Origin of the sequence: Cupriavidus metallidurans CH34 (assembly GCF_000196015.1) — a bacterium.
Taxonomy (GTDB): Bacteria; Pseudomonadota; Gammaproteobacteria; order Burkholderiales; family Burkholderiaceae; genus Cupriavidus; species Cupriavidus metallidurans.
On sequence record NC_007973.1, the window covers coordinates 1,794,040 to 1,814,969 of the forward strand.

At 58.6% G+C, this 20,930-nt stretch carries 14 protein-coding genes and 2 pseudogenes; 5 read left to right on the forward strand and 11 right to left on the reverse strand.

The window, feature by feature from the left end; all coding sequences use genetic code 11:
- Window positions 1–611: 611 nt before the first annotated feature.
- The 3 genes from RMET_RS32150 to RMET_RS08350 all read right to left on the reverse strand — a co-directional run bounded on the left by RMET_RS32150 (window position 612) and on the right by RMET_RS08350 (window position 1,962).
- Window positions 612–857, reverse strand: coding sequence for a Txe/YoeB family addiction module toxin (locus RMET_RS32150; RefSeq protein ID WP_051731327.1), 246 nt, complete (start codon window positions 855–857; stop codon window positions 612–614).
- Window positions 854–1,554, reverse strand: a protein-coding gene (locus tag RMET_RS08345) for an IS6 family transposase (protein ID WP_196776417.1) whose coding sequence is annotated in 2 segments (ribosomal slippage) — window positions 854–904 and window positions 907–1,554 — 699 coding nt in all. Because the reading frame shifts where the segments join, the coding sequence is not laid out codon by codon here. Before RMET_RS08345 ends, RMET_RS32150 begins: the two co-directional genes overlap by 4 nt.
- A 174-nt stretch (window positions 1,555–1,728) precedes the next feature.
- Window positions 1,729–1,962, reverse strand: a complete 234-nt coding sequence (locus tag RMET_RS08350) for a hypothetical protein (RefSeq protein ID WP_029307942.1) — start codon at window positions 1,960–1,962, stop codon at window positions 1,729–1,731.
- An 88-nt stretch (window positions 1,963–2,050) separates the two neighbouring features.
- Between RMET_RS08350 and RMET_RS34120 the strand changes: the two are divergent.
- Window positions 2,051–2,314, forward strand: a pseudogene (locus RMET_RS34120) (IS66 family transposase); the annotation flags it as partial.
- A gap of 59 nt (window positions 2,315–2,373) precedes the next feature.
- Here the strand turns inward: RMET_RS34120 and RMET_RS34590 are convergent.
- The 6 genes and pseudogenes from RMET_RS34590 to RMET_RS32175 form a co-directional block, all read right to left on the reverse strand.
- Window positions 2,374–3,214: pseudogene (locus tag RMET_RS34590) on the reverse strand (IS110 family transposase); the annotation flags it as partial.
- A gap of 171 nt (window positions 3,215–3,385) precedes the next feature.
- Window positions 3,386–4,093 (reverse strand): fimbrial biogenesis chaperone, encoded by a 708-nt coding sequence (locus tag RMET_RS32160; protein ID WP_232310523.1) that lies wholly within the window; start codon window positions 4,091–4,093, stop codon window positions 3,386–3,388.
- A gap of 184 nt (window positions 4,094–4,277) precedes the next feature.
- On the reverse strand, window positions 4,278–5,705 hold the full coding sequence (locus RMET_RS32165; protein WP_011516393.1) for a fimbrial protein: 1,428 nt from the start codon (window positions 5,703–5,705) through the stop codon (window positions 4,278–4,280).
- 6 nt (window positions 5,706–5,711) lie between these two features.
- On the reverse strand, window positions 5,712–8,519 hold the full coding sequence (locus RMET_RS08360; protein ID WP_152560295.1) for a fimbria/pilus outer membrane usher protein: 2,808 nt from the start codon (window positions 8,517–8,519) through the stop codon (window positions 5,712–5,714).
- Window positions 8,503–9,261 (reverse strand): fimbrial biogenesis chaperone, encoded by a 759-nt coding sequence (locus RMET_RS32170; protein WP_011516395.1) that lies wholly within the window; start codon window positions 9,259–9,261, stop codon window positions 8,503–8,505. Before RMET_RS32170 ends, RMET_RS08360 begins: the two co-directional genes overlap by 17 nt.
- Before the next feature lie 79 nt (window positions 9,262–9,340).
- Window positions 9,341–9,880: a fimbrial protein gene (locus tag RMET_RS32175; protein WP_011516396.1), complete on the reverse strand. Its 540-nt coding sequence runs from the start codon at window positions 9,878–9,880 to the stop codon at window positions 9,341–9,343.
- A gap of 987 nt (window positions 9,881–10,867) precedes the next feature.
- Here RMET_RS32175 and RMET_RS08365 point away from each other — a divergent pair.
- Window positions 10,868–11,568, forward strand: a protein-coding gene (locus tag RMET_RS08365) for an IS6 family transposase (protein WP_196776416.1) whose coding sequence is annotated in 2 segments (ribosomal slippage) — window positions 10,868–11,515 and window positions 11,518–11,568 — 699 coding nt in all. Because the reading frame shifts where the segments join, the coding sequence is not laid out codon by codon here.
- Window positions 11,569–11,867: 299 nt separating this feature from the next.
- Window positions 11,868–12,863 (forward strand): alpha/beta hydrolase family protein, encoded by a 996-nt coding sequence (locus RMET_RS08370; protein ID WP_011516398.1) that lies wholly within the window; start codon window positions 11,868–11,870, stop codon window positions 12,861–12,863.
- Between the two features lie 466 nt (window positions 12,864–13,329).
- Here RMET_RS08370 and RMET_RS08375 read toward each other — a convergent pair whose 3' ends face one another.
- Both RMET_RS08375 and RMET_RS08380 read right to left on the reverse strand, forming a co-directional pair.
- Window positions 13,330–14,997 (reverse strand): PHA/PHB synthase family protein, encoded by a 1,668-nt coding sequence (locus tag RMET_RS08375; protein ID WP_035820318.1) that lies wholly within the window; start codon window positions 14,995–14,997, stop codon window positions 13,330–13,332.
- Between the two features lie 47 nt (window positions 14,998–15,044).
- The gene (locus tag RMET_RS08380; RefSeq protein ID WP_011516401.1) at window positions 15,045–15,485 is read right to left on the reverse strand and encodes a MaoC family dehydratase; all 441 of its coding nucleotides are present in this window, start codon (window positions 15,483–15,485) and stop codon (window positions 15,045–15,047) included.
- 609 nt (window positions 15,486–16,094) lie between these two features.
- Between RMET_RS08380 and RMET_RS08385 the strand changes: the two genes are divergently transcribed.
- Window positions 16,095–19,376, forward strand: a complete 3,282-nt coding sequence (locus RMET_RS08385; RefSeq protein ID WP_011516403.1) for a DUF2339 domain-containing protein — start codon at window positions 16,095–16,097, stop codon at window positions 19,374–19,376.
- Window positions 19,373–20,701, forward strand: coding sequence for a DUF3999 domain-containing protein (locus tag RMET_RS08390; protein ID WP_011516404.1), 1,329 nt, complete (start codon window positions 19,373–19,375; stop codon window positions 20,699–20,701). The genes RMET_RS08385 and RMET_RS08390 overlap by 4 nt, the downstream gene beginning before the upstream one ends.
- Window positions 20,702–20,930: the final 229 nt, after the last annotated feature.

A 20,930-nucleotide genomic window follows, 5' to 3' on the forward strand; every position in this document is an offset into this window, starting at 1 on the left:
CGCGAGTACATGGGCGGCACAGAGAAGGCGCGCGCACGATACCTGCTCGGCCTGCGCTGGCGGGCCAAGTCGATGGATTCCGTTAGTGGATGCGGGAAGCTCTGGCGCAGTCCCCCGGACACGCCGATGTGTCCTGGATGTGCGCGATTGCGTGGCCGTGCTGGCCACGTGGGCGTCTAAGGTGGTTCGTGCATGCAGTGACCCCTGTTCAGCGATTGTCGTTATCGTCCGGAAGCCTGAGGGTCGGATCCCCTGCGGTTCGGAATTGTCCGAATTTTATGTCGGAAAATTCCCAATGCGACTCGCAATATCACAACTTGTTGCAAGTTCGATGTGCAGGATGCGCGCGTATCGAGAGGGCGCTTTGGCATAGGCTGTCCCAGCGTTGGCACTGACGCACGACGTCGATCGTTGTCTGACCATCGTCAACTTCGAGTACGGGCGAGACACCGAGCACCTCCAACGTCTCCCGTAGTTGGCGTCTTGCAGGTTTCATCCCCGATGTCGCCATTGAGATAAGAAAACTTATCGCAATGGCACCAAGATAGAACAAAAACTGGCTGCCCTGCTCAATTTGCGATGCCCAAGGAGGGCCTTGCTGCCGCGGCGGGCTACTTGTCGCCGTAATGCAGGCGACAGGCAATGATGGCTAGCTCCGTGTCATCGGCGAAATACACTAGGCGATTAGTGTCGTCAATGCGGCGCGACCAGTAACCTGACAAGTTGCCTTTAAGGGACTCTGGCTTGCCAATGCCTTCAAAGGGCTCACGCTGCGCATCCTGGATCAGTGCATTGATGGGTTCTGTCGCGATAAGGCCGGTTGGTCGAAGTCGGTGGGCTGGAGTGCGCTGGTCTATGAAACCAGGGAATGGAATTGCTGCGCGGCGGACAAGCGAATGCCTTCGGGTCCCCGCATCTGCCCTTGGCGATCATATGCATGGTTTCGATGCCGCCGATAAGGATGCGCGCGCAACGGAAATTCTTGAACCCGAGCATGGGTCGTGCTCGTCGTTTGATGGCCCGATGGTCCTGCTCGACGATGTTGTTCAGGTACTTGCGCTGACGGATCCTGATGGGCGTCTCTCGATGCGCATTCACGGCGTGCAGCGCGGCCAGGTTGGCCGCGCTTTTGTCGATAGCCACGGTATCAGGAGCGCCGTTCTGGCCGATGGCCTTTTCGAAGTAACGCCGGGCCGCAACCTTGTCACGGCGGGCACACAGCAGGAAGTCGATGGTGTTGCCGGCTTTGTCCACGGCACGATAGAGGTATGCCCACTTGCCCCGCACCTTGAGGTAGGTCTCGTCCATGCGCCAGCTCTTGCTAACCGACTGCTTGTGACGACGAAACGCCTTCTCGAACAGCGGCAGTAGCTTGATGACCCAGCGGCGGACCGTCGAATGATCGACCGCGAGGCCACGCTCGGCCATCATCTCCTCCAGATCACGCAGGCTCAGCGAATAGGCCACGTACCAGCGCACACACAGCAAGATCACGTCCAGCGGATGGTGCAGGCGCTTGAGCACCTTCGCTACGCCAGCAGGCAGCTCCTTTATCACAGATACTTTCTTCACGACGCGCTTCCGTTCCGGGCAATGTCTGCTGAAATCTCACCCCGGCACCCTTAGCGCGACAGAACCAAGAAGCTTGCCCCTGAACCACTATTAACTCAACCAAACCAGCCTCCACGGTTCCCGGGGCGGTTCAGAGGGGCGTCGCTAAAAGGCTGCTTACAGTGACAGCCATCGACGCAGTCCGTACAGGCCGACCACTCCCGTGACCGACAATACCATGGTCGCCGTATGATCCACATACCAAGTCGCAATGGCGGGACTGACCGCACCAGCGACTAACACACCAACGGTCACGACGCCAAGGAGAAGTGCGAAACGCTCTTCCTGCCGCGCTTGTTTGATGTTCCACGCATAGTCTTCGCGCTTTGAATCGGCGATATCCTCTTTCATGGTCTGCTCCCCCTATAAGTTGTTGCTCTTTTCGACATCGCCGGCGCACTCTAAACTCCTCTCAGAGTGGTGCCGTAATTGCCCAATGCAGGAGCGCGGCCGCAAGCCACTGGACCCAAACCTCTCCCGCGACGTCGTACGTCACGACCTGCCCGAGTCTGAACGCTTCTGCGCCAACGATGGTTGCGCAGCGAGCAACTCGGCGTGATTCCCGAACAGATCCGTGGCGCTCTATCCAACATCAGCACGTGAAGTACGCCTGCGCCCGTGTTGCGACCTGGGCATCAAGGTCACACCAGCGCTGGCACGCATCATTCCTCGTGGCCTATTCACCGAATCCACGCTGGCGTGGCGCGCCAGCTTGTGCGCCAGCGCCTTGATCGCGACAATCCTGTTACGTGCGCGTTTCTAGCGCTCGAAGAAGCGCCTGGCCTCCAGGCACAAGCACATGGCGAAGCTGGCCGCCTTGACAAATGCCCACGCCAGATACTTGTTGCCGTCCTTTGTGTCGACCTCGCCTTTCTTCCTTCTGTTGCTTTCGCGCCGACTGTCGACACAGCGGCAGTACGAAGGGAAATCACCAACCTCGGTGAAACGCGAGATGGTTCCGGTTCCCAGCATGATCGTGGTTGCGAGAACGGGACCAATGCCGGGCATCGAGGATTCCAATCTGCTCCTTCAAGGTTTGCATCACCGCCAGATTGGCCTGCATCGTGAGTGCCACATCCGGCGCAAAGCCGAATTCGCTGACCTGTGCCTGATCCAGATGCTTGACCCGTTCACTCGGCATTTTCCCACCAGTGTTGCGTGAGAGAAGGTTCTCGATCGCGAGGATCTGGGCCGTTCGACACTGCACCAATTGCATACGCTTGCGCGAGAGATCGTGCACCGGAAGTTCCTCCACTGCACAAATGTAGCCTTCTCGCAATAGCCCCAAACGCGGCAGTTGGGCGAAAGGGGAGGCATCCGCGAAGTCCTCACTATATTTCAGGCCCTCGTACTGCTTGATTGTCGCGGGGTTCGCCAGATGCACTTGGTAGCCATCTTTCATCAGGCAATCCACCAGCCAGTATCAATTGGACGTGGCTTCGATCACCACCACCACCAGTTCATCACGATGCAGCACTAGGGCCGTTCGGATCTAGACCGGATCGTTTGATAACCGCCGTTGGTAGATAACCCGGTCAGCTTCGCCGCTGACGACAACCACACGGTTGTTCGAGTGCAGGTCGATCCCACTAAACTTGCTCACGCCGGCACTCCTGTGCGTCAAGTCGGTGTTCGCAGCTTGACTCTACTCCAGCCGTTCGACCCGAACGGAAGGCGACTGGCTATATGACTATCAGAACCGAGCGATTCCTTCTTCATCCCCGCATCCTACGGCATCGTTTCGTCCAATGTGGCGGTGTCGACGGATTACATTCTAATTTTCAATATCAATATTTCGTTCTCCATAAAATGGATTTCCATCATCATCGATTAGAGAGAATCGGATCCTTGCAGAATTACCGATGCCTTTTACCTCGCCGAGATGGGCGATGGTCTGAGAGTAAGGCGCGATCATTTCTACAGATGAGACTTGTGATATTCGCCCGATATCGGTCTGAATTTTAGAAAATGTTACATAATATGGCGTTGGATTCCTAATCTCCAAGAGAGATTCATCAGTCATGATCTTGACAGAGAACGCAAGGCGCTTTGGGATCTCGTCCGATGAAAAGGGAAGCTTACGGGGTCGAACGAAAACTTTGATCTGCGTTCGCATCGTTACCGTAACCAACTGGCTCTCTGCCATGCTGCCATTTGGCGTTGAAGGTATCTCATAAATGTTGAGCCAAAATAATGACTCACGATCTGACGGAAGCGCGGCTCCAGAGTTTATTAATCGGAGACTTGTCTGATCACCGCGGCCTAAGCGAAAGATTGGCGGAATCACAACTATCGGCGCGGTTGATTCTTGTGGTAGGGCGTCTATCCTGCCGTCGTCGATCCAGGCCTGAGCAAGAACTGGATAATCGTTGACATTAAATACTTGTAGAGACTGCTCGGCAGCATCAGCTGCGTAAACAACCCGAGAGACTTCTGGTGTCACACCAGCAATTGCCTGCGGGTTCCACGCCTGCATAATCATCACACCGAAGATAATTACGAATCTAAGTGCATGGAACCCGGAGGGAAATCGCCAATCATTCCAGATTCTTTTGATTCGAGTTGCGCGAATCTTCGGTTCGTCGCGCCCTATTGGGGACATCGCTAATACACCTTGTAAGATAGGAGTGATTACTAATCTTTGAGTCCAGATATAAGTAACATAGTCACTGGACCCGGACGATCACTTGGGCGGTTGCATTGAATCGCCCGGCAGTCACCGGCGTAACGCCAGGCGCGAACGCCTTGAGGGTTGCATTGAAGGAGCGTGTATACGAAGTCACTCCGCCGCTCGCTGGCCCGTTCGCCGTTGCGTCGTTTAGCACGGAATCCCAACCGTCGATGGTACCGCCTGTTGTAACGTACTGATTTGTGAGCAAGTTCAATGGCGTGCCGTTTGGTCTGGACAGTGCTACGCCTACACCAGTCGCAACACTCAGATCGGTACCATAGCCATCGGAGAGTAGATAAGTTACGCCACTTCCTGCAGTTTTCAGGCCTGCCGCGACGGCGCTTTGCGCATTGGCGGGCTGGACGAGCACTCCTAGAGCAGTCTGATTCGCGGCTGTTCCACTTATGAACGCAGACAGTCCGGAAGGTGTTGAGCTCTGACACTGCATTTGTATAGTCACCGGCAGTTGTCTTGTGTTTCCCTGATTCAGTTCCCGAACAGATATTATTGGAAAGCGTACTAAAGGTGTCGCGTTGGTTACCGCGCAGGTTGCAGCCCTTCTAACTGTGACCGTCTGGTACGCATTGATTGCGCCTGGCCATGTGCTATACCAGCCTGAATAGTTGGATGCGGAGTCAGCGCCTACAGCAAGGTTGCCTTTGATGACCGTCCCAGTGGCTCCCCCGACGAAGGCGACATATCCTTGTGGCTGAGATTGCGCCCAGCTTCCTGTGCCATTCGTACCACCAGATTGGCAAACCGTACACTGAAACATCTCCAGCTTGTATTGGCTGAAGTTTTTTGCTTTGACGAGAATCCATCCCTGAGTGTCACGGTCGAGGCCGGTTAGGGGCCGGGCTTTCCAGGCCCGACTAAGATAATCGCCTGTAGCAATATTTGTTATCCGTGACGCGACCCCCGTATAGTACGAAAGGTAGGTTCCCGGGATGCCAGATTGCGCACTTACGTCAGTTGCGCCCGCGTAAGCGGCATCGCCGTTTGTCGCATAGTACTCGTACAAGGTTCCATCTGCATCCGGAGAGCATCGGAACAATACCTGCTCAGGGCTATAGCTTCCAACGCCACTTCCCCCGAGGTTATTGATTGACGAAACGCCGCTTCCAAGCAGCGTGCCATCTGGTACCAAAGCGGGTATGTTGACCGAGATGGTCATGGGATACGCGCCTTGCCCTGCCGTATCGGCTGCGCCAATCCAGCTCCTCGCAACAGTACCGGGATCGGTATAGAGGTAGGAGTTTGGATTCGTTGTCGTTCCCGTGATCGCCCAGCATCCTTTGGATGTCGACTGTGCCAACGCCAACATTGGTCCTGCTATACCGACAATAAAGAGCAGTGCAGCAAGTGAAGGAATGAGATTTCCTTCCCCGAAACGAATAGTGAATATCTGTAAGCGGCGGATCATGGGCGGTTATTCCGAGTTCCTGCCGGTTTCGGCAGATGTATTTGCCATTGACATTTGCTCTTGAACTCGCACGGCAGTTTTTTCCGTGTGAGCTGAACGGCATTTCCCCTCAAAGCGCTGCATTACGTTCTTCGCATCTGCTGTCTTGAGGTCATAGCTGATGACGCACAGATCCTCCTTCCGTTCGCCCCATTTGACGGTCAGTGTGCCTCGGTCGTCTGGCACACGCGCATAGACTTGATTGCCTTGGCCAACGACGCCAATCGTCGCGCCAGTACTGTCGAGAACAGTAGCGCCAAACGGCAACGGTTCTCCATCTGCACCCGTAGCGGTTATCAGCACTGCATGACCAGTGAGAGTCGTGAACTTGAGCAGTACAGAGGATCCGGCATATGGCGCGATCCTGACTTGGTTGCCAGTTAGTTCTGCGTTTGGATTGATTCCCTTGGAATCGAGCGCCACGTCGTTGTAGCGATATGGAGTTAGCGAAGGCACTATTGCGAAGCCGAACCGGTCCACGAATGTCCCTGGGGCATTACGCACTGCCGCACCTTCCGCACCTTTTGCTTCGATGACTCCGAAGGTATCGCTGAGGTATCTCCCAAGGGTGATGCCACCTCCGTGCACAACTGCGGCGCCGCGTGCATTCGCACCAGCCTGCCAATAGTTGTTGCCCTGCGAGTAGTTTGCACCGACTGTTACTGCGGACAGGTTCTTCTGCAGGTTGCCACTGAAGCTGCGCGATTCGTTTTGGGTCTGCCCGGAGACAGCGAATCCATAGCTCAGCGTCTGTGCCGTATCGGCGACGCCGCTTACGGATGTCTGATATGACACGCCTTGATCCGTGCTGTGTGCCACGCTGCCAGATACTGAAGCAGAGCGAGCCCCAAAATCGAGAGGTATGGAAACCGTAAACATCACGGCATTGGTCAACCTAGGCGGCGAACCTGGTGGCATCGCGCCGCCAATCAGGCCAGGAGTATTCCCACCGTAGAGGATGCCCGTTTGTTGGCGGATTACCGACAAATTGTAGCTGATGCGCCGATAATGGTTGTTGTAGCTGAGCTGGAATTGCGTATCGCGTGATCTTGAACCGTAAAAGCTACTGGTCGAAGCCGATAAAGACAATGAACCGAATTGGTTGAGATTCTGATTGGCATTGACGGTGAATTGATCCCGCTGATTATAAGTACCAGAAGTCCAATTTGTTCCGTTCTGCCAAGCTGCACGAGAGTTGATCGCATCAATAAAATCTCGATAGCCCTTTGTTGAATAGCGATAGCCTGCCAACGTGAACGTCGTCATTGTTTGCTGGATCGTATGACTGTAGTTGACGGAGCTACGCCAGCCGTTCAGCTGATTGCCTTGCGGATCTCGCGCTCTCGACCAAGCTGTGTTCAGACCGAATGCTCCGAGGTTTGTGCCAAACACGACTCCGCCAAGCACAGACTGATAGTCAGGTGAAACTCGCGCGCCGCCGTTTGCCGTCAGTAAATTGGTCACACCGCGTTCATAAGTGACATCGACAAATTTCGCGTGCGAGTCTGCCATCTGTCGTACTTGGCCAAGCGTCAGACTGTAGTGCGACAGGCCAGGGCGAAGTGAATTCGGTACCGCCGAAAACGGCACAGCGAACGTGGTGACTTCCCCATTGGCTTCAAATACCTGTACGGTCAGATTTCCTTGGTAGCTTGTCGGATTGAGATCTTTGATTGAAAACGGACCTGGCGCTACCGTGGTCTGATAGATCATTTGACCGTTCTGGCTGACTACGACGCGCGCGTTCGTATTCGCCACCCCGTTGACCACAGGCGCATACCCTCGCATTGAATCCGACAACATACGGTCATCGCTTTCGATGTGCACGCCGGTATATCCCACCGCGCTTAGGAGATTGCCCCCGGTGAAGCTCTGCCCAACGACGAGGTTGCTGCGCAGTGAGACTAGTGGCCGCTCCGCATAGGTGCGGATATTGTTCCAATTAGAGCGGCTTTCCCCAAGTCCACTTGTGTACGTGTAAGTCGATTGTTGGTGAAGACGCCACAGTCCAACGTTCAGACCCGCATTTATGCCTGCGTAAGCGGAGTTTGTCCGAGCGCCATAGGCTGACGAAGTGTAGTAGTTGGTGTCGTAGTTGACATATCCCATCGTCTGCCCGGCATTGAGATTGGCCGAGTCGACGAAACCGCGTGGCACTTGTTTCATCTGTGCCTGAGGAACGCTGATATCCAGGCGCAAGCGGGGAAGGTCAAACGAAGTAGATGCCCCCGGCACGCGGCGCTCAAGCGGCACACATTTCCCGGCTTGAGGAACAGGTGCCAGAGCTTCCGGAGCGGGCGCAGCCTGCTCCCTGGTTGGGGGAAGCGACCGAATCGATGTGCTTCCAGTTGCATTGCCGCCATCAAGGAGTATGCCACTGGAGGTCAGGAACTCGTCGTTCAAACAAGGGCCAACATCATCGCCTTCCATGACTCGGAAATCGATCGGCTTGCGAGCTGCGAAAACACCATTGACGTAGATGTCGACTGGATAAACGCCGGGCTCTACCGAACTTGCCTTGTTGAATCGTTCGATGTTGGCCACACCGAGCGATGAACCAAGAAGCAGTTTGCTATCGAAGTTGTACGCCAGAATCGCGCCGCCAGACACCTGCTTGTCACTGTTGACTGGAGCCGCCACAGCCTGCAACGCTGGTACGGCAATGCCTAGCGCACTCAGTATTGCGGAAAGCAGAACTGTTTTGTTATGCCTCCAATTCGCGGAATCACGAAAGCCACGGGCTCCCCGGTTAACCATTTTAGTGCACGCCTTCAACTGTTACCGGATGCTCCGATTCGCGAACTGCGCCGTAGTCATCTACATACTGCACCTTCGTGCGGATGGGCGATTTTTCAATAGGACAACGCCCCTTTACACTCCACTCCAGTTGGGAGTAGGGAGGGATCATGCCAGGGGTGAATGTCGCCACGTCTCCCCCGCAATTTAAATTCCCGCTCGCGAGCGATATGTGGTAGCTGGATTCGTTCTTGGCAACGATACTTACGTCAGCGCCTTGTCGAACTATCTGAAAGCTGAGCTTCTCGATTGCCTTCTGAGGACTTCCTTCTATATCAGTCGGTCGGTAGAGTATCTTGATTCTGTTGCGTAGCATTACCAGCATCTGATTCTGGTTTGCATATGTCGCATTTAACGAAGGAATCTCCAGGGTGTTCAAATAAAAGACAGATTCACGGTCTTTAGGTAAATCCTTACCCATATATAGAAGGCGAATTGTCTGGCCCGCGTTGGGGCCAATGCGGAATACCGGTGGAGTTACAATAAAAGGCGCGTCAGCAGTTTTTGGAGTGGATTGCTCGTTTCCAGAGTCAACCCATACTTGCATCACGCTGGGGCTGCTTCCTTGGTTAGTGAACTGCAGACTTTCTCCCGGCGACCGCCCGTCGTAGATCACGCGGGTGCCCGTCAGGGTTACGCTGCCGATGGCGACACCTGCTTGTAATGCAAGCGCGACGCTTAGCGCGGCGCATAGAGCAGGTATGGGGTGACGCGTGGCCATTTCAACAACTCTCAGTTTTCTCCGTCCGCAAGCTCCTGAGCCTGTCCGAAAAGATAGGCCCAGGAACTCCGGTCGCTATTTACAGATAACTCACTGCATACTGGACGCTACCCAGCACCGAACCGGAAGTTGCACCGCCTGGCTCTGAGATGTACCGAACGGCGAAATCATGCGTTGCTGATGTGGCACCGATTGGCAACGAGAGACCGGCGGCGGCGTAGCCACCGGGATTGTTCAGGTTGAAAGGCGCAGACGGCGTCGTCGGATCAAGCAACTGCAGAGCTACATTCGTAGCTGTGCCGGTATTGCCGAGGTTGCCGGCAGCCGTAACTTGGTTACCCACGAAGACAGTCTTGATTGCTTGCGCGGAGGTTGTCGGCGCTACACAGCCATTCACACCCACAGTGAAAGACGTCGTTCCTGCAGTTGCGCCCGCAGTCGTCAATACTGTCGATGAGACGGTTGGCAGCAGAACTGTCGAGTTGGCCGCGTTACCGTTGATCGTGACCTGGCAGGTTTGATCCGTAACTTCCCCTTGGAAATTGATCGTATTCCCACTGGCCGCATGAGCCATAATCGGTGCGACAGATGCTACTAGAATAATAAAATGCTTTTTCATGATCTCATTTCGTTTGATAATTGATATTAATCCCCACCTGGCAAGTGGTCGTTATTTACTCCATATCGCCTCCTTAGTACGCATTCCTGAACCGAGACTACAGCTAGCTGTCTGCCAAGCGGCTCTCATCTGTCCTCTGATCGAATAACCTCTCGATTGAGATTTACTCACTTCGCCCATCGACAAACCTTCACTTATACAGATAGCGGTTCCTGGAAATATAAAAATCTTGGGGCATTTGTATTATTCGCTGCAGGTAATGTTGGAGGCGCGCTCTGAAATTCGATCTATTAGATACTCCGACTGGGCCGTCATCACTGAGCTCGGAAACGCGGGTTGTCGAGTATGGAAAAGACAACGTTGCTGGATAGGCTTTGCGTCTAGGCTGGCTGGTGATAAGGAAATCTGTAATGGCCGTGCGGCGACCACCGGGGCCGCCACAAGCGCCGCGGGAGAGCATTTCAGTTTCATAGTGCGGCCTCAGGGGGGAATAGCGCCTCATTCACGCAAACCGATACGGCATTGGTGAGAACCCGCCGGATTGCTTAGTCAAGGGGATTCGCAGCAAGCACCAGCCTTGGGTAGGACTACCCTACGGGCGGGGCCGATCGGGAGGCCTACACAAAGAGCTCGGCGCCTGCTGATAACGGTGATTATCAGAGCGGAGATCCAAGTTGTTGTCTGCTACAAATCCTTGGAACAAATACTAGTTTCCTGGGAATTTGCGCGGACTAGGAAATTTCCGATTCCGGGGCTAGAGACATCGGATTCGCATCGGAATCCATAAACCAGAATTAAAGATTGTTTAGATTACTGCACGCGCGCGTGCTCGGCGGGGGCACGCGAGGGGCGTTGCACCCCTCGATCGGTCAAAACCACTAGAGCCACCGGGGCGCGGCTAGCGGTTCTGTCGCGCTAAGGGTGCCGGGGTGAGATTTCAGCAGACATTGCCCGGAACGGAAGCGCGTCGTGAAGAAAGTATCTGTGATAAAGGAGCTGCCTGCTGGCGTAGCGAAGGTGCTCAAGCGCCTGCACCATCCGCTGGACGTGATCTTGCTGTGTGTGCGCTGGTACGTGGCCTATTCGCTGAGCCTGCGTGATCTGGAGGAGATGATGGCCGAGCGTGGCCTCGCGGTCGATCATTCGATGGTCCACCGCTGGGTCATCAAGCTACTGCCGCTGTTCGAGAAGGCGTTTCGTCGTCACAAGCGGTCGGTTAGCAAGAGCTGGCGCATGGACGAGACCTACCTCAAGGTGCGGGGCAAGTGGGCATACCTCTATCGTGCCGTGGACAAAGCCGGCAACACCATCGACTTCCTGCTGTGTGCCCGCCGTGACAAGGTTGCGGCCCGGCGTTACTTCGAAAAGGCCATCGGCCAGAACGGCGCTCCTGATACCGTGGCTATCGACAAAAGCGCGGCCAACCTGGCCGCGCTGCACGCCGTGAATGCGCATCGAGAGACGCCCATCAGGATCCGTCAGCGCAAGTACCTGAACAACATCGTCGAGCAGGACCATCGGGCCATCAAACGACGAGCACGACCCATGCTCGGGTTCAAGAATTTCCGTTGCGCGCGCATCCTTATCGGCGGCATCGAAACCATGCATATGATCGCCAAGGGCAGATGCGGGGACCCGAAGGCATTCGCTTGTCCGCCGCGCAGCAATTCCATTCCCTGGTTTCATAGACCAGCGCACTCCAGCCCACCGGCTTCGACCAACCGGCCTTATCGCGACAGAACCAAGGGCGCAGGTGCTCCAGCCTTTGGAATTCAGACACCATTCGATAGCTCACGCGGCTCGTTGCTACTGCAATGGCAGGCCCGCTTAATGATCTTCGATGCCCTCTCACCCACTTCCAGATTTCACTCAGTGCCGGAGGCAATGCATCTTGGCAAAGTCGTGGTGGATCGCGGCTTCCGCCGCCCGCAAAGCTCATTGAGAGTCGACACCGCTTCATACCGGATCAACCTCGCAGGAGAAAGACATGTATCAAGAACACACCAATGACCGCGAGATTGTTGTCATGAGGAGCGCACGCAGTATTCGGACCTCACGTTCTGCTTGCCTGGCAGTGATCGTTGCGATTGCATGCCAGTTTGTGGCAGATATTGGAGGATCGCCCGCTCGAGCAGCCGAGTCGGGCAATGACGCCGCGTCAGCCAAGCCTGCTACACACGCCGAAACCGTCCTCATCCCGGCGCCTGGTATGGGCACGTTCGGCGGCACGGTCGACATGCACGCGGATTTGTTCAAGCCCGATGGCCCGGGTCCCTACCCGGTGCTCATTTTCTCCCACGGCCGCGCACCAGACCGGCTTGCGCGTGCCGGGCTGAAGCACCCCATCCAGGAATGGCACGTCCGGTATTGGCTGGAACACGGCGTAGCCGTGCTGGCGCCCGTCCGCGTTGGATATGGCGAAACGGGGGGGCCGGATCGAGAGAACAATGGCGCAATCTTCGACGCTTCGGGCCGTTGTACAAGCAAGCCAGACTACGCAAACGTGGCCATGGCGCTGAACGATGCCACCCTGACCACCATCAACTGGGTTCGGAGCCAACCTTGGGCAGACGGCAACCGCATAGTCCTGGAGGGCCGCTCGATGGGCGGGTTCGCCAGCGTGGCAGCTGCAGCCAGCCGGCCTGATGGGGTAGTTGGGTACATCAACTTTTCGGGTGGGGCAGGTGGTTCACCGGACCGCTCGCCGGGGCACAGTTGTGACCCGGACCAGATGCGAGAGGTGATGGCCGAATTCGGTAAGCGAGTGACCCTGCCTGGTCTATGGCTGTATGCAAGGAATGACCGGTACTTCGGCGCTGAGGCTCCGCTCGGCTGGTATGCCGCGTTTGCAGCCGGCGGCAGTCCCGCGAAGCTGATCAGTGTGCAAGAGGTACCTGGCAGGGACGGGCATCTCCTGCTTTCCTATGGTCAGGAGTTCTGGCTTAGTGACCTGGACGCATTTGTGAAATCTCTGGGCTTGTAGCACTGCGGTTCCGCTCGTGCCCTGGTCAACGCCAGCGCTCACAGCACACATATCCAGGTGCAGGTGAATCTGAAAGCCGCGCCGGCCGAGTCTGACAGACAGAGCTTTCTGGGGCGAGATTCGTCGGGGGAGTCCGCTACAACGAGGACCATGCGATAAACCGATGATCGAAAATTTATCGCAACAGTTCTGAATAAAGATGCAATAGGAATACACACCGCTGGTGTACCTGGTCATTGCCGTTCCCAAACTGCGGATGCGTGCCAAGGCCGATGCGGAGACTCGGAACATGCCTGTGCTCATGTGGCTCTACCCGTGGCTCACATGAGCAGGCATCCTGATCGTCATCGGCATGCTAGCGGCTCTGTTCCTTCGCCCCAATCACCGCATGGAGGTCACGGCAACAGCCGGGCTCGCGGCCATCGTGCTCGTAGCCGCGAGTGTTGCACGCAATGGCGGCTGAGACTTACTCGACCCTGACCTTCACGTACCGGCCGGGCGCGGGTTCGATAGGCTGGAATCGGCTGTCGCCGAGCTTCGCCGGCGCCGCCTTTTGCTTGCCGCCGTGACGCTTGAGCCAGGCGCTCCAGTGCGTCCACCAGCTTCCGGGCGTGGACTGTGCGGAAGCGAGCCAGTCCTCGGCATGATCTCCCTGCGCGCCGGCGCTCCAGTAGCCGCGCTTCTGCTTGGAGGCCGGATTGATGACACCGGCGATGTGGCCACTTTCGCCCAGCACGAACTCGCTATCGCCACCGAGCAGTTGCGTGCTGCGATAGGCTGACTGCCAGGGGACGATGTGATCTTCCTTGGTCGCCAGGATGTAGCTCGGCACCTTGATCTTGCCCAGGTCGATCGAATGCCCGCACATCGACAACTCGTCGCGTTTGCATAGCCGGTTTTCCAGGTACATATTGCGCAGGTACCACGCGTACATGGGGCCGGGCAGGTTGGTCGCATCGGCGTTCCAATAGAGCAGGTCGAACGCCGCCGGCGATTTTCCCTTCAGGTAGTTGGTGACGACGTACGGCCAGATCAGGTCGTTGGGTCGCAGGGTCTGGAAGACGAAGGCCAGTTCCTTGCCGGAGTAAATGCCACCGTTGCCAATGGTCTGCTCGCGCGCCACGACAGTGGCTTCGTCGAGGAAGAAACCGAGGTCACCCGGGTCGGTAAAGTCGAGCATGGTCGTCAGCAAGGTCATGCTGGCCACCATGTCTTCACCGCGTGCCTCCTGGACGGCCAGCGCCGAGGTCAGCAGCGTGCCGCCGACGCACCAGCCCAGCGCGTTCACCTGGCTTGCGCCACCGATGGCACGGCTGACCTCGAGCGCCTTGATGACACCTTCCACATAGTCGTCCCAGGTGGTATCGCGCATGTCTTCCTGCGGATTGCGCCACGAAGTGACAAAGACCGTGTAACCCTGTTCGCAGGCAAAGCGGACGAAAGAGTTCTCCGGCTGGAGATCGAGGATGTAGTACTTGTTGATGCAAGGCGGCACGATCACCAGCGGGCGCGACATCACCTTCGATGTCAGCGGCTTGTACTGGATCAGCTGCATCACATCGCATTCGAACACCACAGCGCCTTCGGATGTGGCGACGTCACGGCCCACCTCGAACGCCGACTCGTCGGTGATGGCGATGCGCCGCTGGCGCATGTCCTCGACATAGTTCACGAAGCCGTTCAAGAGGCTTTCACCGTTGGTCTCCAGTGCGAGCCGGATTGCTTCCGGGTTGGTTGCCAGGAAGTTGGACGGGCTCATGGCATCGACGAGTTGCCCCAGGAAAAAGGTCAGCTTACTCTTGTCGTCGTCGTCCAGATGGATCGACTCGGCCAGTTCGGCAAGCGTCTTGGCATTGAGCAGATAACCTTGCTTGAGCATCCGGTACCACGGGTTCTCGTCCCAGTCCTTCACCGCGAACCGGCGGTCCGGTTTTTGGTCGGCACCGGCCTGGCCGAATGCCGAGGCCAGTATCGAAAACTGACCTTCAAGGTGCCGGAAGCCGGACTGCATCAGGCGGGGCATGTCGATGCCGCTGGGCAGGTAGCGCGGGTAGGCGAATAGATCCGCGAGCGTCGTCAGCGGCGAGGGAAAACCGCTCAGCAGCGGATTGGCATGCGGTGTCGGCACAGGCATTGGAGTTCTCATGGCGAATGGCGTGTTGTTTCGGGCGGATGCGCGGCTCATTGCTCGCGTCGTTTTGCTGACGTCGGCATGATCAGGGCGTCACCGTCGACCACGACCTTGTCCTGGACCATGCAGACCGTGCTGAGCGCGACACGCCGTTTCTCCGGTTGGAGATCCGTGACCGTGACCGTCACGTGCACGGTTTCACCAGGCTTCACCGGGGCCCTGAAGCGCAGGTTCTGGCTCAGGTAGATCGATCCCGGGCCGGGCAGGCGACTGGCCAACGCTGCCGAGATCACGCTGGCCGTCAGCATCCCGTGGGCGATGCGCCCGCCAAACGGCGTGGTCTTCGCAAAGTCTTCGTCGAGATGGATGGCGTTGTTGTCGCCGGAGGCCGTCGCGAACAACTCGATATCGGTTTCAGTGATGGTCTTGGCGTAGCTTGCGGTCATGCCAAGCTGCAGGTCTTCGTAGTCATAGCCATTCAGGGTGTTCACGAGGTCTCCTTGATAGTGTTGAAAGCTGTTCGGGCGCCAGATCCAGGCGATACCCGCACGCCGGCGCGCGCGGCGCCGGGTATCGTTCAATGGTTGGTCGCGGTGTGTAGCCTGATCCCGCGCCCCAATGGGTGCGTGCCCCATCTTCAGTGCATGGAGCGCGCGTGCAGACTGTGTCGGGGACTAACGGACGATCGGTTCTTCATCCCCTGCAATGCGGGGTCTGCATATTGATCGACGATCCGGGCGCATTCACATGCGGAATGTCCGGGCGTGTGTCGTGGACGGGGTCGCTGACGGGGGCGCTCAAGCATGGACCAAACATGGATTCAAGAGCCCCCCCAGCATAGGTGGGCAACTGGCGATCGACTTTGCATGGACAGCCAGGGCGTTGACATTTCGTGCCATGCCATCCATGCATAGCGATGGAAATGGAGGGCGCGTTACCCGTGGCAGCGGGGTTGCCCACCCAATTTCAGACGTTTCCGGTCTGAATGCCAAACGTGAGGGGAGTACAGATTTACCACGACGTTTGTAACATTACCCAGATGTCGCCCCGACGTCTCTGCAAGCCACTAAAATCGCGGCACTTCTCTCTGGTGACTAACAATGCTCTGGATACTTGGCTTGATCGGCCTGATCGTGGGGGCCTCGGTTTGGGGCGGTGAAGGCGCTGTCGTCGGCGCCGCCGTTGGGGCAGCGCTGGGTTGGGTGCTACGGGAAAACGCCCAGCAGGACGCGTTGCCCGTGCGCAAAGGCGAGGGACCCTCGCTGGCGCAGCGGGTTTCCGCCTTGGAGCGCGAGGTAGCGGAGCTGAAGCGAGCGCTTGGCGCGGCCGGAGCCGGGTATGCGAATGGCGCCGTCGACTCGGAGACTTCCGACTATTCTGAGACAGTGCGGTCAGAGGTGCCAGAGCGGCCGCCGGTGATCCCCGTCCCGGCGAGCCATAGCGCCGTCGCCGCCACGGCGGTTTCCGCCGTTCCTATTCCCGTGGCAGCGGCACCGGGCTCTGCACCAGCCCCAATGTCGCGCACTCAGGTTGTCAGCCACCAGGACGTGCCAGAGATTGTGCCTGTATCGGCGGCCTCTCCCAGGCCGGCATCGTCGAGCGATATGCCCTTCGTCGTGGCATCGGATATTGATTTTGCCAAACACCTTTTCCGGGAAGCGCTCGACTGGCTGCTGGGTGGCAACAGCGTGGCGCGCGTTGGCATCCTGATTCTTTTCTTCGGCGTCGCATTCCTGCTCAAGTACGCGGCAGACAACAGCATACTGCCCGTGGAGTTCCGACTCGCGGGCGTGTGCCTGGGCGCGGTCGGGCTGCTCGCATTGGGCTGGCGCTTGCGCACCCGGCGCCCGGGATACGCGCTGGCGGTGCAGGGCGCGGGGGTGGGCGTGCTCTATCTCACAGTATTTGCCGCAGCCCGGCTCTATGACCTTCTGCCGGCCGGCGCGGCTTTCGCGCTGATGGTATTGGTCTGTGGTCTCGCGGCGGGGCTGGCGATTTTGCAGAATGCCTCGGTGCTGGCAGTGACGGGAAGCGCAGGCGGCTTTCTCGCGCCGGTGCTCATTTCCACGGGCGGCGGCAGCCACGTCATGCTGTTCAGCTACTACGCGCTCCTCAATACCGGAATATTCGTGATCGCCTGGTTCCGTGCCTGGCGTGTGCTGAATCTGCTCGGCTTCGTCTTCACGTTCGGTATCGCCACACTGTGGGGCGTGCTCAGCTACAAACCGGCGCTGCTTTCCACCACCGAGCCTTTCCTCATCCTCTTTTTCCTGCTGTATACCGGTATTGCCTTGCTGTATGCGCTGCGTCGATCCGTCCAGCTCACCGGATACGTGGATGGAACGCTGATATTTGGGACGCCGCTGGCAATGGCGGGCCTGCAGGCAGCGCTGATGCGTGGCACGCCTTTCGGCATGGCATGGAGTGCAGTGGCGATGGCGGCGTTCTACTTCGCGCTGGCGGCCGGATTGCTGCGGCACCGCCAACGGTTGGGCCTGCTGTTCGATGCACTGCTTGCCTTGGGCGTCATCTTCGCAACGCTCGCGATTCCGCTTGGATTCGACGGCCGGACCACGTGTGCGGTGTGGGCGCTGGAAGGTGCGGGTGTCGTGTGGATCGCCATGCGCCAGCAGCGCCGACTGCCACTGTGGTGTGGCCTGCTGCTGCAGTTCGCCGCTGGCTTTGCATTCCTTGCCGGGGCGCTTGGCGACACCGAACCGGGCGCGTGGCCGGTATTCAATGCCCGCTATATCGGCACGATGCTACTGGCGTTGGCGGGGTTCTTCAGCGCGTGGTGCCTGCTCGCGCGCGAGCAGGTCCGTACCTGGGTGCCTTTTGTTCAGGAGTGGGGTCTGATGGTGGCCCTGTGGGGCGTGTGGTGGTGGCTCGGCGGCGGTGTTTTCGAGATATGGCATTGGCACGTCGAGCAGGGCTGGTCCGTTCAGGACTTGCTGCGTGGCTGGCTGCTGTTCGCCGTGCTGTCGGCATGGCTGGCGCATCTTGGTAGCCGCGCCGCGGATTGGCCGTTGGCAGGTTTTCCTGCACTGGGGTTGACGCCGGTGCAGGCCTTGCTGTGCATCGCGAGTTGCGCCGTCTGGACTGGGCCGCCGCTGGGCGGCAGCGGTCTGCTGACATGGCCCCTGGCGTTCGTGGCCAGTTGGTGGCTGCTCAAACGCCAGGAGGCAGCCCATGCCGACACTTGGCTTGCGCCGCTGCATACACTGCTTTTCCTGACCCTGTGCGTGTTGCTCTCGGATGAAGGCTACTGGCGGTTGCGCGCGTTCGTGCCCGAGGGCGCCTGGAGCTGGGCCGCCTGGACATTCGGTCATGGCTGCTTGCTGGCGGTGCTCGCCGGTGCTGGATTGCGACTGCACTGGCCGGTGCGCCGTTTTGCGCGGGCCTACCTGCTGTGGGCAGCGTTGCCGCTGGCCGCGCTGCTATGGATCTGGTCGCTCGCAAGCCTCGTCAGCGACGGCGCGGCGGACCCGCTGCCATTTGTGCCATTCCTGAATCCGCTGGATGTCGGGCAGATGCTCGTTATCGTCGCGCTGGTGCTGTGGCGCAGGCGTGTGCTGGCGCTTGAGCTTGCCTCGCAGCCGCGAGGGTTGGAGTACGCGGCGCTCGGAACAGTATTCCTGTGGCTGAACGCCGTGCTGCTACGCACCCTGCATCATCACTTCGGCGTGCGTTACGCCGTGCCGGAGATTCTGGAGTCGTTGAACCTGCAACTGGTGTTCCTGGCAGGTTGGGGCGCCATCGTGCTTGCCGCACTCTGGCGTGTGCGCGAGCCCGCCGTGGTGCGCGTCGCGGCGTTTGCCAGTGCACCGCTGGTCCTGGTTATGCTGCTGTGGTCGCTCTACGCGAACCTGACGCAGCCGGGCACATTGCTGGGACGCATCCCGCTGCTCAATCCGCTTGATCTGATCATGTTGCTGACCTTTGGCGCGGCAGTGCTCTGGTGGTTGCGCGCGCCGGTGGCCGGTTTGCCAGTGGATCTGCATACACGCGCGGCAGGGGCGCTGGGCGCGGGGATCGTGCTGATTTGGCTGAATGCGGTACTGCTTCGCACGCTCCACCATTGGCAAGGCGTCCCCTATACCCTGCATGACCTGGCAGGCTCGACGCTGGTGCAGGCGTCACTGTCCGTGTTCTGGACCGTACTGGCGCTCCTGGCCATGCTGGTGGCGACCCGGCGCGCCGTGCGGTCGCTCTGGCTGGTCGGTGGTGGATTGCTGGCAGTGACAGTGATGAAGATGTTCCTGGTCGACCTGTCTTTCCTCTCGGGTGTGGCCCGCATCGTCTCTTTCATTGCGGTCGGAGGATTGCTGCTCCTGATTGGCTATCTATCACCCATGCCGCCTGCGGCAAAGGAGGGCGTGTGATCCGCAGCGTTGGATTCTGCTGGCTCTGCATGTGCCTGCTGCTTGCTCCGCAGGCACATGCAGAGCGCTTCGTGGTGGAGACATTCACCGCGGCACCGTACTTCACATTGACACTCGATGCGCGCGTCTACACGCACGCGCGCGGCGGACTGGCCGATCTGCGGGTACTCAACGGCGCGGGTGAGGCGTTGCCCTACGCGTTGGCGGTGCCTCGGGCCGAAGCTGTGCCGATGCGCACGTTGCATGATGTGCCGTGGTTTCCCGCGCCGGCCGCCGCGTCTAACCGTGCCGAAAGTGGGCTGGGTGTTGTGATCGGCGCCGACGGCACCCTGCATGCCGCCGGTCAGGCGCCGGGGGCGAAGACAACGGCCGACTGGTTGCTCGACCTGAGTCGCCTGACAGAACCCGCCGCCGCAGTCCAGCTCGGTTTGGGGGACAGCGATTTCGAAGGGGCGGTGGCGGTACAGGCGAGCGACGATCTGCAAGCGTGGCAGCCGGCAGGCACGGCCCGCATTCTGCGTGTAAGCCGTGGGGACAGCCAGCTCTTGCAGGAACGTATTGCCCTTGAGGCAAGGCGTACCCGCTACCTGCGGCTGCAATGGCAAGGCGCTGCACCAGAGGTAAAAGGCGTGCAGGTGGAGACGGTGACCGCCCAACCCGCGCCTCCCGCGCCTCTCCAATGGAGCCAGGGTGTGCCTGGCGTGCCGGATCAGGCAGGTGGTTACTCATTCGATCTTGCCGGCCGCTTCCCGGTGGAACAGGTGCGCGTGGGACTGCCGCAAGTCAATACCATCACACAGGCCACGCTTTGGTCGCGGCGAGATGCGCAGGCCCGGTGGGAGCATGTGTCGGATCTGCGTCTGTTTCGCTTGTCCGGACCCAACGGAGAGCAGGCGAACGAGTCAGTGACGGTGCCTCGCAATGACGACCGATACTGGCGCCTGAGCGTGGATCCTCGGTCAGGCGGGCTTGGTGATGGGCGCCCCCTGCTGTTCGTGGGCTGGCAGCCCGCCGAACTGACTTTCGTGGCACGTGGCGCGCCGCCTTTCCAGGTGGTGGTGGGTGAGGCCACCGAAGGCACGGTGCGCCTGTCCAAGGCCGACCTGCTGGCAGGTACGACACCCGCTATCGGCCAGGCACGGCTGGGCACGATGCAGGCATCGCCGGCGGGGCTGGTATCGCCACAGGTACCTCGACGTGAGGCATGGCGCAAGGCAGTGTTGTGGGCCGCATTGGTGGCGGCCGTGATGGTGCTGGGGGCGATGGCCTGGTTCCTGCTGCGTCAGTCGGGCAGATCGGACGAGAAGGGTGGTGCCGGCCACTAAGGAGAAGGCAAGCTTTGACGGGGTGATTTGCCGCTTCGCATCATGGGGGTCATTCTTGGTGCTTGGGGTCACGGCAGGACTTCCTCTCCGAAACGGATCTGCGCCGCGACGTACTGGAGAGAGCCAGCATCGGGACGTTGACTCCAGTCAAGAAGTCCAGGGCGGTGCGGGGATACTGTAACTAAATCGATTCAGTTTACGAATCGAGAAACGCTCCCCGCATGTCGTG